The sequence below is a fragment of the Paenibacillus sp. R14(2021) genome, from assembly GCF_019431355.1.
Lineage (GTDB): Bacteria > Bacillota > Bacilli > Paenibacillales > Paenibacillaceae > Paenibacillus_Z.
The window spans coordinates 2101079-2116840 of sequence record NZ_CP080269.1; the positions used below are offsets into that span (position 1 = coordinate 2101079).

At 53.8% G+C, this 15762-nt stretch carries 17 protein-coding genes; 4 read left to right on the forward strand and 13 right to left on the reverse strand.

From position 1 onward, the window contains the following. Positions 1–109: 109 nt before the first annotated feature. Together racE and KXU80_RS09955 are read right to left on the reverse strand one after the other, a co-directional pair. The gene (gene racE / locus KXU80_RS09950; protein ID WP_308858225.1) at positions 110–919 is read right to left on the reverse strand and encodes a glutamate racemase; all 810 of its coding nucleotides are present in this window, start codon (positions 917–919) and stop codon (positions 110–112) included. Positions 920–1100: 181 nt separating this feature from the next. Next, positions 1101–2402 carry an alpha-glucosidase/alpha-galactosidase gene (locus tag KXU80_RS09955; protein WP_219838026.1) on the reverse strand — a complete coding sequence of 434 codons (1302 nt, stop codon included), beginning with the start codon at positions 2400–2402 and terminating at the stop codon, positions 1101–1103. Positions 2403–2578: 176 nt separating this feature from the next. Here KXU80_RS09955 and KXU80_RS09960 point away from each other — a divergent pair, with 176 nt between their 5' ends. From KXU80_RS09960 to KXU80_RS09970, 3 genes are all read left to right on the forward strand, one after another. Then, complete coding sequence (locus KXU80_RS09960; RefSeq protein WP_258171341.1) at positions 2579–3484, forward strand: helix-turn-helix transcriptional regulator; 906 nt, start codon at positions 2579–2581, stop codon at positions 3482–3484. A gap of 118 nt (positions 3485–3602) precedes the next feature. Continuing rightward, the gene (locus tag KXU80_RS09965; RefSeq protein WP_219838027.1) at positions 3603–4070 is read left to right on the forward strand and encodes a MarR family winged helix-turn-helix transcriptional regulator; all 468 of its coding nucleotides are present in this window, start codon (positions 3603–3605) and stop codon (positions 4068–4070) included. A gap of 41 nt (positions 4071–4111) precedes the next feature. After that, entirely contained in the window at positions 4112–5722 is a 1611-nt protein-coding gene (locus KXU80_RS09970; RefSeq protein WP_219838971.1) for an MDR family MFS transporter, read from the forward strand. 71 nt (positions 5723–5793) lie between these two features. Here KXU80_RS09970 and KXU80_RS09975 read toward each other — a convergent pair whose 3' ends face one another. The 5 genes from KXU80_RS09975 to KXU80_RS09995 all read right to left on the reverse strand — a co-directional run bounded on the left by KXU80_RS09975 (position 5794) and on the right by KXU80_RS09995 (position 8569). After that, positions 5794–6204, reverse strand: a complete 411-nt coding sequence (locus KXU80_RS09975) for a YtxH domain-containing protein (protein ID WP_219838028.1) — start codon at positions 6202–6204, stop codon at positions 5794–5796. A 96-nt stretch (positions 6205–6300) separates the two neighbouring features. Further along, a complete protein-coding gene (locus KXU80_RS09980; protein ID WP_219838029.1) occupies positions 6301–6813 on the reverse strand; it encodes a DUF948 domain-containing protein in 513 nt (170 codons plus the stop codon). Positions 6814–6966: 153 nt separating this feature from the next. Next, positions 6967–7620, reverse strand: a complete 654-nt coding sequence (locus tag KXU80_RS09985) for a helix-turn-helix transcriptional regulator (RefSeq protein ID WP_258171342.1) — start codon at positions 7618–7620, stop codon at positions 6967–6969. Between the two features lie 91 nt (positions 7621–7711). Continuing rightward, positions 7712–8137 (reverse strand): DUF86 domain-containing protein, encoded by a 426-nt coding sequence (locus KXU80_RS09990; RefSeq protein WP_219838030.1) that lies wholly within the window; start codon positions 8135–8137, stop codon positions 7712–7714. 144 nt (positions 8138–8281) lie between these two features. Beyond that, a complete protein-coding gene (locus KXU80_RS09995) occupies positions 8282–8569 on the reverse strand; it encodes a Dabb family protein (protein WP_219838031.1) in 288 nt (95 codons plus the stop codon). A gap of 109 nt (positions 8570–8678) precedes the next feature. Here KXU80_RS09995 and KXU80_RS10000 point away from each other — a divergent pair, with 109 nt between their 5' ends. Beyond that, a complete protein-coding gene (locus tag KXU80_RS10000) occupies positions 8679–8927 on the forward strand; it encodes a hypothetical protein (protein WP_219838032.1) in 249 nt (82 codons plus the stop codon). 64 nt (positions 8928–8991) lie between these two features. Here the strand turns inward: KXU80_RS10000 and KXU80_RS10005 are convergent, their stop codons facing one another. The 6 genes from KXU80_RS10005 to KXU80_RS10030 form a co-directional block, all read right to left on the reverse strand. Further along, positions 8992–9375, reverse strand: a complete 384-nt coding sequence (locus KXU80_RS10005) for a cupredoxin domain-containing protein (protein WP_219838033.1) — start codon at positions 9373–9375, stop codon at positions 8992–8994. Between the two features lie 122 nt (positions 9376–9497). Further along, on the reverse strand, positions 9498–9896 hold the full coding sequence (locus KXU80_RS10010; protein ID WP_219838034.1) for a YhjD family protein: 399 nt from the start codon (positions 9894–9896) through the stop codon (positions 9498–9500). A 151-nt stretch (positions 9897–10047) separates the two neighbouring features. After that, positions 10048–10440 carry a phage holin family protein gene (locus KXU80_RS10015; protein ID WP_219838035.1) on the reverse strand — a complete coding sequence of 131 codons (393 nt, stop codon included), beginning with the start codon at positions 10438–10440 and terminating at the stop codon, positions 10048–10050. A gap of 106 nt (positions 10441–10546) precedes the next feature. Then, the gene (locus KXU80_RS10020; protein ID WP_219838036.1) at positions 10547–12733 is read right to left on the reverse strand and encodes an alpha-galactosidase; all 2187 of its coding nucleotides are present in this window, start codon (positions 12731–12733) and stop codon (positions 10547–10549) included. 221 nt (positions 12734–12954) lie between these two features. After that, positions 12955–13383 (reverse strand): RbsD/FucU family protein, encoded by a 429-nt coding sequence (locus KXU80_RS10025; RefSeq protein WP_219838037.1) that lies wholly within the window; start codon positions 13381–13383, stop codon positions 12955–12957. Between the two features lie 37 nt (positions 13384–13420). After that, positions 13421–15730, reverse strand: a complete 2310-nt coding sequence (locus KXU80_RS10030; protein ID WP_219838038.1) for an alpha/beta hydrolase family protein — start codon at positions 15728–15730, stop codon at positions 13421–13423. Positions 15731–15762 lie beyond the last annotated feature (32 nt).

Below are 15762 nucleotides of genomic sequence, written 5' to 3' on the forward strand. Positions count from 1 at the left end.
TCACATACTCTCGTTACATGCTACATGCTATGCCGGCGCATGATGCCGCATGCTCAAGAAGCGTAAAGAACCGCCTCGTCGCTAGGACGAAGGCGGTCAGAGACAGCTGTTATACAATTTTGGGTACCTGCCATACGACAGGCGTCAGCTCAATTTGTTCCCCCAGCCACTGCTGGGCAATCATGCGGAACATTCGAGGGTCGCCGCTGCAGAAGAATTGATGAACCGGCAGCTCGCCATCCCGCATCAAGCGATTGCGGTCATGCAGGATGGTACTGATTTCGCGGGCGGTTTCGTCCGCAGAGCTGATCAGTGCAACCTCCTTGCCCATGACTGAGCCGATCGTTTCGGATAGAAACGGATAATGGGTGCAGCCGAGGATCAGCGTATCGATATTGCGCGATTGGAGCGGCTTGAGCGAGGTTTCCACCACCTCCTGCGTTTCCGGCGAGCGAAAATTCCCCTGCTCCACCAGCAGGACAAAACGCGGGCATGCTAAGCTGATCACATCGATCGATGGCGATAGCTGCTTAAGCGCTTGCTCATATGCGCCGCTTTTGATCGTTCCATCCGTGCCGATGACGCCGATGATGCCGGTTTGGGTGCGTCCGTTCGCTGCACGGGCTCCCGGGTGAATGACGCCGACGACCGGAACGGCCACTCTGGAGCGAATATCGTCAAGCGCAACAGCTGTTGCCGTATTGCATGCAATGACAATCATTTTAGGACGAAATTGAATTAAATAATCAACGATTTGCCTAGTAAACCGAGTCACTTCTTCAGCGGGCCGCGGGCCGTACGGCGTGCGGGCGGTATCGCCGAAATAGATGATTTTTTCCCGGGGAAGCTGACGCATGACTTCCTTAACAACGGTTAAACCGCCTACGCCAGAATCCAAAATTGCGATCGGTTGCTGCACAGACACACCGCTTTCTTGAACATTTTGACAGGACTTCAATACAATATGAATCGCTAGACGAAAAGGTACCTACATCTTAGCGCATAATGAGACAAGGTTCAAGAATCGACAAAAAAACGCCCATGCCCTGAGCCGGTCGCAACCAGCATGGACATGGGACGTTGTTCGCAGTTTTCGCTGCTTATTTGTATGCCGGCAGCCAGCTGCCGTGCGCTTCGATCAGGTCGTCGCACATCGATTTAATATCATCCATCGACAGCTCCGCGCCGGTATGCGGATCCAGCATAGCCGCGTGGTAGATATGCTCGCGCTTGCCCGTAATCGCAGCTTCGATCGTAAGCAGCTGCGTGTTGATGTTCGTGCGGTTCAGCGCGGCGCACTGCGGCGGCAGGTCGCCGACGTAGGTTGGCGTTACGCCGTTCCGGTCTACGAGGCAGCTGACCTCGACGCAAGCTTCGCGCGGCAGGTTCGAAATCAGGCCGCCCGTATTCATTACATTGCCGCCGATCTTGAACGGAACGTTCGTCTCGATCGCCTCGAAGATAAACGATGCATATTCATGCGTGCGCTTGTGCTCCAGCGTCGGATTGTGGACGAGCTCCTGCTTCATCTTCTGCCAATTGCCGATTTGCTCGATGCAGCGGCGCGGATATTCGTCCAGCGGAATGTTGAACCGCTCGATCAGCTCCGGATAGCTGCGTTTGATGAAGTACGGGTGATATTCGGCATTGTGCTCGGAAGATTCCGTGATATAGTAGCCGAAGTTCAGCATCATTTCGAAACGGACCATGTCATGATGCTTCTCGCTTTGCTTCTCGCGCGCCCGGCGCTTCACTTCCGGATACAGGTCGACGCCATCCTTCGATACTTCAAGCAGCCAAGCCATATGATTGATGCCGGCGATTTTGGATTTCACGCCCGTTGCATCCATGCCGAGGCTTCTGAAGAGATCCGATACGCAGCCCTGCACGCTGTGGCAGAGACCGACCGTGTTAATGCCGCCGTGCGTATTCATCACATTCGTCAGCACCGCCATTGGATTCGTGTAGTTGAGGAACAGCGCATCCGGACAAACTTCCTGCATATCTCTGGCGAAATCGAGCATGACCGGAATCGTCCGAAGGTTACGGAAAATCCCTCCGATGCCGACCGTATCCGCGATCGTTTGGCGCAGACCGTACTTCTTCGGAATTTCGAAATCCGTAATCGTGCAAGGATCGTAGCCGCCGACTTGAATGGCGTTTACCACATATTTGGCGCCGCGCAGCGCTTCCTTGCGGTCCGAATAGGCTTTGATGACAGAGGTGCTGCCGCAAGTGTTCTTGATATGATTCAGCATCGTTTCCGATTCGGACAGGCGCTCCGGGTTGATGTCGTAAAGCGCAAGCTCGAACCCTTGCAGCGCCGGCGTATGCAAGCAATCGCCCAGCACGTTCTTTGCGAATACGGTACTTCCTGCTCCGATGAATGTAATCTTCGGCATGGTAAGCCTCCTTGAGATAAGTCCGCATGTAAGCGGATTAATGTCTTCTTCTATCTACTAATATAGAGTAGAAAAAGGCGGTTTGAGTAGGAAATAAAGCATGATATATATGTACATTTGTAGTTATTTCCCTTACAATAAAAATGCACAAAAACGAGAGAAAGCAGGCCTAGGTCATGAAGCAGTCAGCCAAAGGAATCCGCGGTATGAAACGGACAAGCGACCATTATAAATACGCCGTTATGAACAATTCGCAGCCGGCCCAGGGCGAGCTGTCCGTCATGTTCAGCGGGGAAGGCATGCCAGTACCCGGTCACGGCATCGGTCCGGCCGTCCACAATTATTACCTCGTCCATACGGTTCTCTCGGGGCAAGGCAGCTTCGAGATTAATGGACAGCGCTTCGCTTGCTCACGGGGCGACACCTTCATCATCTTCCCGGATGACCTCTTCTCCTATTTTGCGGACATCTCGGAGCCATGGCATTATGTTTGGGTTGCCTTCAAGGGCCATGCCGCGGAGCATCTGCTCTCAAGCCTAGGCTTATCTGCTGCCAATCCCATCGTTCATGCCGACGATATCCGCCCCTTAACCTCGCTTTACCGTAAAATGAGAGCGGCACTTGAGCTGAATCCGTTCCCGGAGCTTGCGGACCTCGAGGCCGGCGGCCATCTGCGCGTCTTCTTGAAGGAGCTAGGACAGCTGAATGCAGGCAAGCTGGCCTTCAATTCACTGGCCATCCTCCCCGATATCGAGCGCCAAATCAAGCATGCCGTCCGCTGGCTGTCCTACCAATATGCCCAGCAGATTTCCATTGAAGAGCTGTCGCGAAACCTCGGCTATCATCGTACGCATCTGTCCAAAATGTTCAAGCAATTCACGGGCGTATCGCCGATGCAGTTTCTGCTGAAGGTCCGAATGGATCGGGCCAAGGAGCTGCTGAACGAACAGAACCGGCTTTCCATCGACCAAGTGGCCTCATCCGTCGGCTATGCTGACGCGCTGTACTTCTCCAAGCAGTTCCGCAAAACATACGGCTACTCGCCTTCCGAATACCGCGCGCAGGCTCAAGGTTTGCACTAGATACTTGCTATCCCAATTTATCCGTCTTGACGAGAGGCGGATTTTTTATTATCATTTACTTAAATTGTTTAACTATTAAATAGTGAAACTTATTTCAAACAAAAAGGAGGTATACCTCTTGACCGATACACCCAATAAAACCTATTCCGAACGGTTTCAAACGGCGATTTCCGTCACGAACCGCAAGATCGGCATGCTCGTCAGCCAAAGCTTAGAAGACGGTTTGACGGGACCGCAATGTTATCTGATGAAGCTTATACGCGAAGAAGAACGCCCGACCGCCTCTATGCTGGCCGAACGAATGGAAGTCAAGCCGAGCGCGATTACCGTCATGCTGGATCGGCTGGTTCAGCACGGCTTCGTCAGCCGGATTCCCGACGAGCACGATCGCCGCGTCATGCTGCTGAAACTGACGGACAAAGGCGATGTCGCTTTCGGCAAGGTCCGGCAGACCTACACGTCTATTCTGGATCATCTTCTTCAAACGCTGGAGCAGAGCGAAGCAGAGGCGTTTATTCTTACGTTTGAGCGCATTACGAATGCCGTCACCCAAATGGACGACATCCCTAATTCCAACAAGAACTGAATGTTAAGGAGTGATTCGCAATGTCTTCACCCGCAGCAGCAATGAAAGAAACAGCCGCCCCTGATAGCAAGAGCAAGGGCATCTTAGTCATTGGACTCATGATCGCCATGCTGTTCGCCGCTCTGGATAATACGATCGTCGGTACAGCCATGCCCAAGATCATTGGTCAATTAGGCGGACTGAGTCTCATCACCTGGGTTACCACCGCCTACATGCTGACCTCGACAACCATCGTGCCGATTGCCGGCAAATTACCGGATTTATTCGGCCGCAAGCTCATTTATGTGACCGGTATCGTTATTTTCATTGCAGGCTCTGCCTTGTGCGGAGTTGCCCAGACGATGGAGCAGCTCATTATTTTCCGAGGTATTCAAGGCATTGGAGGCGGCGTCATGATGCCGATGGCCATGATTATTATCGGGGATATTTTCACCGGTAAAGAACGTGCCAAGTGGCAGGGCGTTTTTGGCGGCATCTTCGGCCTTTCCTCCGTCATCGGACCGCAAATCGGCGGCTGGATCGTTGACCACTGGAACTGGCACTGGGTTTTCTATATTAATTTGCCGGTCGGCTTCCTCGCACTGGCGTTCATTATGGGCGGGTTGCCGAAGCACCGTTCCCAAGGTGCGGTGAAAATCGACTTCGCCGGTATCATCACGATGATCGTCGGCGTCGTCAGTCTGCTGCTCGCCCTCTCCCTCGGCGGCAAAAATTATGCATGGGGCTCTTGGCAAATCATCGGCATGCTCGTACTCGCCATCGCTTCCTTAGCGGCCTTCGTTCGGATCGAAGCGAGAACAAGCGAAGCCATTCTGCCCATGTATCTATTTAAAAAACGGATGTTCACGACGGTTAACGGCATCGGCTTCTTCATGAGCCTTGGCATGTTCGGCGCGGTCGTCTTCGTGCCGCTGTTCATGCAAGGCATCGTTGGCATAAGCGCAACGGCATCCGGTACGGTCATGATGCCGATGATGGTCGCTTTGATTGCTGCCAGCGTCATCGGCGGACAGTTTGTTTATAAGCTGGGCGCAAGGCGCCAGATGATCATCGGCATGCTTATTGCAGCCGTCAGCTTCTACATGCTCTCAACGATGGATGGCGGTACGACGCGTACGTTCGCTTCCATTTATATGGTTGTTCTCGGACTCGGCATCGGCCTCGTTATGCCGCTTCTCACGCTCGTGCTGCAGGAAAACTTCAACAAAGAAGAGCTTGGCGTCGTCACGTCGTCCAGCCAATTCTTCCGCTCCATCGGCGGCACGTTCGGCATTACCATTCTCGGCGCGATTATGAATCACTCGTCAAGCCATGAGCTGGACGACAAGTTAACGCCGATCGTGAATGCCATGCCTGCTGACGCAGCAGATTTCAAAACGAAAATGACCGGGCTCATCCATACCGATCCGCAGGCGCTGTACAATTCGCTTCTAGACGCGAACGCCTTAAAGCAAATGCCGAAAGAAGCGGTCGACTCGATGCTGCCTGTGCTGAAATCCACCTTGGTCGACTCGCTGCACGGCGTATTCCTTTACGGTTTGGTCTTCATTATTGTAGGCGCTTTGCTTGCTGCGCTAATTGGCAACGTCAAGCTGAAGCAGCGCTCCAAGAACGCGAAGGACGAAGCGAATCCGACCGCTCTTTCGCACTAATGTCACCCTAAGGAAAAAAAGGCTTCACTCCCGGCATAATCCGGAAGTGAAGCCTTTTGCACGTCAACTTCTTAGCTGCCAATCGTATGAAGCTCGCTTTCACGCTTCTCCATCAATTCCTCGCCGCTGTCTTTGACGTTTTCGACGATATCAATCATGCGCTCGTTAACGTCTTCTAATTGATCGCTTCCGCTGGAGCGCCAGCTGCGTACCGAATCCACCACATTCGTCGCTGTTTCTTTTGCTTTGGATGCAGCGGTCGATGCGCTTTCGCCGACTTGTTTCGCAAGACGCGCCGTGGAATCGCCCACTTGACCCGCGATGCGAACCGTATGATCCGACACCATATGCGCGCCATCAGCGATGTCCTTGCGCAGCTCACGTCCTGATTTTGGAGCGAGAAGCAGCGCGGTAACGGAACCTAGCACACCGCCAGCGATTGCACCATACAGAAATCCTTTGCTTGCTTTGCTCTTTGCCATTTATTAAACACTCCTTTGTTTGTGCTGCAGCGAAAAGCCATACCTGCTCCGAGGCCTGCACGCTGCCAGCTTTTAAATTTCAACTGTTCGAGCCATTCAGCCCTTCATGAACGGCTGCCCAGTCGGTTGGTATTTGTTATCGTGCCCTGGTTGGTAGTCCGAAGATGCAGTTTCATGGCTGTCTTTCCGCTTGTCTTTCCAAAATTGCCATACTGCGTAACCTACTTCAGCCCATCCCAGTGCATCGGTGATGCCATGCTTGACTTTATCGCCCGATGTTTTGGAGTAGCGGTCTACCGTGTCCGTCAGCTCGCCAGCCACCCGATTCACGGCGAATGACAATTGGTTGGCCGATTCGCCGATTCGCTGAGTCGCTTCTGTCCATTTCGCGAAGCTTTCCAGCTGCTTCTGAACCGTTCGAACCGTCTCCGTTGCCGGATCAAGTAAATCACTGACCTGAGCTGCGGCTGTTTCGGCCCTGCGTTCAAGCGATTCCGCGAGCTGCATCAGCTTTCCCATTCTTCGATCCATGGCGCGCAGCCAGCCTAATATGCCGATAACTAACACGACAAATGCAGCCGCCGCGGCTCCCTCAAACCAAATTGCCATCTGAGAAACACCTCCGTTTCCGCTTGCTGGAAGATCGGGCGATCGCCCAATTCTTACTAGTAGTATAAACAGCATGGGCTTGACTTGACACAAACTGAATAAAAAACAAAAAAAGACACGGGCACTCTGCCCATGTCTTCATTCGCCATCTATTCAAAGGCCGGCAATGCGGTAGCTGCATTTGCCCCCGCCCTTCGCCAGGCATTCCGTTCGTTCCACTTTCGCTTCAAGCAGCTGCTGAAACAGCGACAGCTCGCACTGACAAGCCTGCTGATATCGGTTCGCCACCTGCGCGATCGGACAATTGTATTCATGTAGAACGAGATCGTTTCCGCTGCTCTCCACCTGAACCATATAGCCGCCGTCATTTTGGATCGCTGCAAGCTCCGATACTTTCTCCTGCAGTGATTTCCCTTCCATGCGATGCGCGTACCGTTCAATCAACTTGCGCTTGCGGCCTTCAAACAACCGGTCAATCGTCCCCGGATCCTCAAGCTCTTCCAGCAAATCCAGCGCAAGAACATGATAATTCTTAGGAAACAACAGCTCGGCCTGCTCCGTCAAACTAAACATATGCGTCGGTCTCCCCATCGCTTGACGTACGATTGTCGGTGCGATCAGGCCGTCGCGTTCCAGCGTGTTAAGATGGCGGCGCACTGCCATTTCCGTAATCTGCAGCTGTTTTGCCAGCTCGCCCGCATTCATCTGACCGTTCGTCTTCAGCAGCGTCAATACCGTCTGACGGGTAGAGCCTTCCTGCCTTGCCGCTTGTTCTCTTTGCATAAACGGCTTTCCATCCTGTTCCATTGCCTTCACCACCTTCAGCCGCCAGGACCGCTTTTGTCGTCAATTGTAACGCATTTTCAGCGTTTCGTAAATCGACATCAAGCTTGCCCTGCTAAGCGCCAAGCTCTTGAATCAAATACGATTCAACTGCTTGTCGGAATGCGGTGAGAACGGCGGGCAATTGTGCAGCGGACGGATGAAGCTGCCCCCTGTCCCATTCGAAATAATCCTGAACCAGCGGCCTGCGCAGCCGCACCAGTTCAAGAAGCGGCTCCTGCAAGTCCTCAGGGAACACCTTCTCACCGGCGATAATTGTAATAATATCCTCATAGCTGCTGGCATCGCGCATAATAAACCCGTCGATTAAGCAGCTGCCGATATCGGTTACGGCTTCGATCGCCAGATGGAGCGCCCGCTCCTGCGCCATGCTTTGAATCAGACTGCCGTTCCAATTGGCCTGCAGCCATTGGAGCGCTTCAACAACCTCGGGAATAACGGTAAGACGAACAGATAACTGCTCGCGATTCACATAATACATCTTGCATGACCTCAGTTTCCGGTTAAGACCGTTTGTTCTTACGTGCTTTAAGCTTCAGCCAGACCGTCATCACGACTAAACTAAAGATGACGACCAGCAGATACGTCATCATTTCAAACACATCGCCCATATCCGCAGCCGCCCTTACGATTCGTAATCTACGCTTGCAGATGCTTCGCGAACTTCGGTCATATGCGCAATAACCACTTTATGTACCGGGTGAACTTGGTACGCTGCCAAAGCTTCCATCGATTCGAAACGAGTGACGAGCGCAATATGATACGAACGGTCGGAATGAACGATGTCGGTTCCCACTTCGATGTACTTCAATTCATCGATTTTGCCTTCCATGTCTCTTAGCACTTGAGCCGTGTGGGCCACGCTTTCCGGACTGCCGTCTTTCAGTTTAAATAGGACGATATGCGTAATCAAGATAAATTCGCTCCTTCATAAATTGTGGTTGGGATGGGGATAACCCTTTTGTCACATAATAACCCAAGGTGCCGCCACTCGGCAAACATTCAGTAAAGGGGATACAGCCATGCGTTATCCGGTTACGATTACGGCAACATTGATCGGCCTGGTGCTCTGTCTATATAACTCCACGGGCTATGATCCGCACAATATGGTGTTCTTTATGTTCAGCGTGCCTGCTTGGATTGCAGATCTGATCGTCGATATTCATCAAGTGAACGTATATCTCATGTATGTGCTCACGGTAGCTACATGGGCGCTGCTCGGATTTATATGCGACTGGGCTATTGCTAGAAACCGCCGTCGGTCCTACTAGCCAATCCGTCAGCGATGGCGCTGCTATTTAAAAAAGGAGCCGTCAGCGGGCTCCTTTTGTTTTCTTATTCAACAATCAGTACAGATTTCATATTCGCATGGCCAACTCCGCACATGACGGCGCAATGCATCTCGTACGTGCCCGGCTTATCGAAAGTAACTTCTTGCTCGAGCTTATCGTCTTTCAACTCGATGCCCAATTCAGGAATAGCAAGGCCGTGAACGCCGCTTTTGTTAATCAGCTTCAGCTTTACTTTCTCGCCTTTCTTCACTTTGTATTCCTTCTGGTCAAATACAAAGTCGGCAGAAGCTTCCACTTTCATCAAGGTAACGCCGGGCGGCAGCGACGCGGCTTCATCAACCGGCTTGCCCGGAAGCTGAGTAGTCAGCAAGTATACGCCCAAAAGCGAAGCTGCTGCGAAAACGACAAACATAATCCACTTATGCATTGATCTTGCTCCCCTTTTCGTCAAATGTCTACTCCTTATATTACCTAAGATCGTCCGATATTCTCAACCTTAAACTTCGCGAACAAATAAACTTTTTTCTTTTTTTGACAAATCAATGAACGTTATTTGGTCAAATATGTTTTCAGTACACGCTCCGCTTCGGCCTTCACAAACGCCCAAGGCATTGAGAACGTGCGCTGGTACCCCATGCACCGATAGCTTACCGTTAGCTGCACCTTGTCCCTGTGCTCCTCGTATACGCCGATCCCGCTATCTCGGAATTGCTTGCGCATGGCGGCGAGCTCCAGCAGCACCCGGTCTTGGAGGCCGCGCAGCATGGATTCATACAGACGAGGCAGCTTCGTGGCCGTCGCCCCTACGATACGAATATCATGCTCAAGGATGACGTTCACGATGCCAAGGAGCGCATAGCGCTTAACAAGCTCCAGCTCCTTGCCCATCTGGACGGGCGGTGAAACTGCCGTTCCCGGATCCAAATCCTCTTCCACGTCCAAGACCATGCGCATTCCCTCCAGACCGCAAAAAATAAGAACATTTGTTCCTATTATAACAAGGCAGTTAACAAAACGCAATGGTACTGTACCGTACATAAACGAAGTAAAAGGGCCATCCCGTTCAGGATGACCCTTAAGTCATGCAGCTATACATCGGCTATTTCTTATTCTTAAGCACTTGTATCAGATCGCGGAGCCGATCGGGCATAGGAACGCCAATACGGCCTAAATTCTCCGTAATGGACAGCAGTTCATTAGCCAAATAGAAGTACACGGCTCCTCCCATCGCGATATTGCTCAATTCGAGTAAAATATCTATACGATGCGCCAGCAGTATGACAAGCAGCATCATGCCTTTGCGCGCGAGTCCCCACGATCCGATCGTGCTGCTTAATCCCTGCTTCTCCCGTATTGCAGCCGTGATTCCTGTCACGTAATCGATGCCCATGGCAACAATCAGTAAGGTCAGAGACTCAGGCCACATCCCGAAAGAAAAGGTCAGTATGGAACCGAAAATCGCCGAAACGCTGCAGTAAATGGTATGCGGCACCGACCTCACTCTCCCTTCAAAATACGCTGCAGTACAGCATATTCGGAAGGGGGGCAGGTTGTCCGTTCGAATGTCCCTATGAAATAGGTTTATCTAACCCATGCTTCTACTTCGCGATGAAGCGGTGAACCGTGCTGAAGTAATCGCCGTGCGCTCTTTCCTTCGCAACGCCGGCATACATCAGCTCGTCGCCGCCGACCCGTTCGCCCGTGCCAACCCACTCGTAGTTCAAGCCGCTGTTCAGTCCTTTCAGCTTGAGACGTCCAAGCGGCGCATTCGCTTCGTTCAGAACGGCGACATGCACGACCAGCGCCTCGCGTTGATCCGGCGAGACGAACATCCAAGCCGTCTCGTTCCCCTCGAATGGGCTGAGCAGACGGTAAAACTTGCCGTACTGCACCAGCTCGCGAACTTCCTTGACCATTGCAACTTGACGCTTCACTTCTTCTTTCTCCGCTTCGGTGAATACGGTCAGATCCAGCTCATAGCCGAAATTGCCCGACATCGCCACGTCACCGCGTGTTTTCAGCGGGGTGCTCCGCCCTACTTGATGATTCGGCACGGCTGATACATGGGCGCCCATTGTGCTGATCGGATAAACAATGCTTGTGCCGTATTGGATCTTCAGCCTGCTGATGGCATCGGAATTGTCGCTTGTCCACGTTTGCGGCATGTAGTAGAGCATGCCCGGATCAAAGCGTCCGCCGCCGCCGGAGCAGCTCTCGAACAGAATTTGCGGGAATGCCGACGTAATCCGCTCGAGCACATTGTAGAGTCCCAGCATGTATCGGTGAGCCGTTTCCCGCTGACGGTTCGCAGGCAGCAGGGCGGAACCGATTTCACTCATGTTCCGGTTCATATCCCACTTCACATAGGTAATCGGCGCACTGCCAAGAATACTGCTCAGCGCATCCACGATATAATTCTGCACGTCTTTGCGGGACAGATCGAGAATCAGCTGCTGGCGGCCCTCGGAACGGCGGCGCCCCGGCACGTGCAGGCACCAATCCGGATGCGCGCGGTACAAATCGCTGTCCGGCGATACCATTTCCGGTTCGAACCAGAGGCCAAATTCCAGCCCTTGGCTGCGAACGCGTTCCGCAAGATCCTCAAGCCCATTCGGAAGCTTCTTCTTGTCGACGACCCAATCGCCGAGCGAGCTGTTGTCGCTGTCGCGGTGACCGAACCAGCCGTCATCAAGCACGAACAGCTCCAAACCGAGCTCACTGCCCGCTTTGGCAATGGCTTCGATTTTGTCTGCATTGAAATTGAAGTAAGTCGCTTCCCAGTTGTTGACCAGAATCGGACGCACGGCATCGCGGAACGCGCCGCGGCATAGACGGGTGCGGTACAGCTCATGATACGTATGCGACATGCCGCCAAGTCCTTCCGCCGAGTACACCATAACGGCTTCCGGCGTCTGAAACGCTTCGCCGGCTTCCAGGCGCCACGAGAAATCGAACGGGTTGATCCCGAGGTAGGCGCGCGCCGTATGGTACTGATCAACCTCTACGCCGCCCGCGAAGCTGCCGCTATAGACGAGGCTGAAGCCGTAGACGTCGCCGTGATCCTCGGTTGCGCCTTTCGCAAGAAGCGCGAAGAACGGGTTGTTATTGTGACTGCTGGAACCGCGGCGGCTTTCGATCGCCTGCAGACCCGGAACAAGCTCGCGCTTGTGCACGTAACGCTCGCGCGCCCATGCGCCTGACAGCTGCAGCATGTCGAACTGATCGTTCGGGAGGTCCACGCTGAAGCTTAGCGCGCGGTTCAATAGCATTACGTCTTCGCTGTTGTTAATAAAACGAACGGACCGGATGACTGCATCGAAGGCTTCGAATACGGTATAGGATAATTCCGCCTTCAAGCCGGACAGCTTGTCCTCAAGCGTAACAATGAGCGTCTCCGCTTCGCTGCCCTTATCAGCGTATACGGCCGGGAGCCCTTCCAGCGCAGGCTTGCCTGCACGAATCTCATGGGAAGCATACAGCAGCTCCGTCACCGTTGTGCCGTTGGCAAGCTGCACGGCATAAGCAGGCGTGCGGAAGTCGCTGGAGCCGAAGCCCGGATATTCCTGCGGCAGCGTGTCAAGCGAGATTGTTCGGTCTTCGGGCACCGGATTTGGGCTGAACGAACAGCGTTCAACGCGCTTCAGCAGGCGGGCTGCATTTCCTTCACTGATTTTGCGTCCCCAATAGAGATGGGCTGGATAACCTTCAAGGGCTTGGAACATATAGCTCATTGTGCGTGTTTGTAAATGAAATAGGCCGGTTGCGGCGTGATACGCGATCGACATGACGGATAATCCCCCTTATGGAATAAACGACGCTCTTGAAATTGCTGCATCGTTACGATTGTTGACTACAAGTATAGGTCTTAGTCACGCTGCATGGCATGGATGCTTTTAGCCATGATATGGACTTTTGTAGGATGCTCCCGTATATTCTGGCGCTGCAAAAAAACAGCCGCACCCGACTGCGTATCGGATGCGGCCTGCCTGCGCCACTCATGGTGCGATCAGGTGATAACGCCTTTCTTCAAAATCACATTCGCGTAAGGCGCACGCTCCCCTGTCGCGATAATCGCATAAGCTCGACGAGCCCGCTCATAGAACGCAAACCGCTCCACGGTTTCAAACGGATCTGCCACGCCAGAGCGTTCTTGGATGATGGCTGCGTACGTATCCCAAATCGGCGTCTCCACCGAGTCGCCTGCGACCACCTGCATCAATGCGGCTGGCTTGTCGACATAGGAATCAAGCGGAAACAGCTTCAGCATCGCGTCAAGCAGCTCCGGGATGGCATGGCCGTCGCTGCGAACGAGCCTCTGTGCGTGGCTGGCCGCCGGAAAGTTCGCATCCGCCAGCACGATTTCGTCGCCATGTCCCATTTCCATCAATAACTTGAGTAGTTCGGGGGAAAGCACATGCGGTATGCCGATCAGCATTCTTACTCCTCCTCGATTTTGAAAATCATGGATCGCGTTAATTCGCAAGCACGTTCGCGATGCCGATGTCATCGAGCATCACTTTGCCTTGGTCGCTCATGAAGTAGAACGTCACGCGCGATAGCTGCGCCGGATCAAATTCCGCGCTGCCTGCTTGAAACGCTTTGAACGGCAGGCTGTAGGTCTGGAATACCGGCTCCGTCGGCTCCTTATACTTGCCGTTCATCACGCGCTTCTCCATCCAAGGAAAAAGCGTGAAATGCGTATACGGCAGAGGCGTTACGGATTTGAACTGAGCAAGCGGCAGACGCACGGAAGCGCCGTTTCGGCTTTGGAGCTCGATCTCGACTTCAGGCAGCGGAATCGCCATGCCTTCGTCATCATCGCTGTCGAAGCCGGGCAATTCCCGCTCCAAATTCGTCATATTGAAGACAAATTGCTGCGAATTGGCCGAGGTCCCGCGATGCAGCTCATCCATCGAAGCAGGCAGCTGCAGCGTGTAGCTGCCGTCACCCTGCTTCCACTGCAGCACGGCGCCGCGCGTGCCCTTGTCCTTGCCGTCGCGGTCTTCGGCGGAAGCCTCGGACCATTGGAGCTTATCCGCCTTGGCTGTCGCCCCGTTGCTAAGGGTCGTCTTGTCATAATCCTCGTCGAGTCTTGCAATCGGCAGGAAGCTGCCGTCTTCATAGCGGTTGATGTATGTCGCGTTCGGCAGCCAGGCAGCGCCGGTGCGATAGTCTTCGAACAGCTTGGCGTATGCCTGCTTGCCGTGAAACGCGGTTTCCAGGAAAGCAGAGACGTACACTTTGGCGATCTGCCGCTGATCCGCGGCGTCCATCATTTCGCTGCTGCTGAGCAGCAATCCTCCCGGCAGGCTGTCGTCCATCGTGCCCCATGACGTATTAAAGCGGCTGTGATTCGCCTCTCCAATATAGAGCGTAGATTTGAAGCGGCCGGAATCCGGCGAGAAGGTCGTACGGATATACTGCCGTTCCCCGTTAAACGTATCCACGTCGCCGTCGCTTGCACCTTGCAGGGACAAGTAGTAGGTGTTCTTCAGCTCCGCTTTCTTCTTGTCCACTGTCGTATCCGTCGGCGCAATGGCAATGACTGCTTGAATGCCTATGCCGGACAGACTTGCGAGCGTTTTGTCGTCCGCGAACCATTTGGTTCGGTCCGCCGCCATCGCCACGGCCTGCCCGCCGCGTGAATGGCCCATTAGCGCGACCTGCTCCAAATTCACATGCCCGTAGAACGGGTTGCCCGCACGTGTGTTATAGTCGGCGATCTGCTGCAAATGCTTCAACAAGATCCAGGCGCGAACCTTCATGTCGTTATCCGGAATGTTCCCCCAGAAGGAATAGTTCAAGAAGTTTGCGTCCACGGATACGGCGATGAAGCCGCGGCTTGCAAGCATTTCGCCCAAATACGCATACCCTTCGTCCGAAAACTGCTCCATGAGATGATTCCCATGCACCATCAGCACGAGCGGGAAGATGCCTTCGCCTTCCGGCATCCAAACTCGCCCGTTAATCGGCAGTGCCGTTTCGTCGAAGCCCCAGAACAAGCTTCGCAGCCATTTCCACCGGTGGATATACGCTGAAGCATCCACCGATTGGGATGTGACCGCCGCTCCTGACGAGAATTCATTCCGTTTGGTATCTCCCCCGCTGCCGTAGGTGAAGGATTGCACCCGATACAGCCCGGTATCGGCCGGATTATCGGCCTGCAGCAAAGGAACTTCCGGTTCGGCCGCAGCCGGCACTGCATCGGCCGGAACATCGCCGTATGCATTAATGGGCCAATTGTTAAAGCTAAGTGCAGCTATCGTTATGGCGGCAATGAGTGTGATTTTGACCCATGCGGAAACGCGCCGATGAATGAGAAGGCCGACGAATAGCCCGCCGATCAAACCAATCGCGGCAACAGCCGACGCGAGCACGATCGACAACGAATCACCGACGTCCGTTTCGTCGAACACGTACCAGCTGACTAAGCCCGTGAAGGTCAGTACGCCCGTGCTTAGGCGAGGAATCGGCACATAACAAAGTGCCAGTATATAAGCCGCAGCGAAGCCGGCAATCGTCATCGCGAGCGTCCCGATCAGAGCGGCGATGACGACATCGACAGCGGCTCCGAGCCCTGTCGGCATGCCGAGCGCGGTGACGATGAGCACCGCGCAGCTCATCAGCCAAAGCCCCGCGATGGCAGCGCGCCAAAGCGGTGTATCGAAATGAAGCGTCGCCTTGCCGCGATTCGCCAGCCAGCCCGCGAACCGTCTCCACCTTGGCTCGCGCGCAGGCGGCAGGGGCAGCGGCGCTTCCGGTCCAATCCATTCAAGTTCCATTAGCAGCTCCCCTAGTGGATGCGTCCTAAACA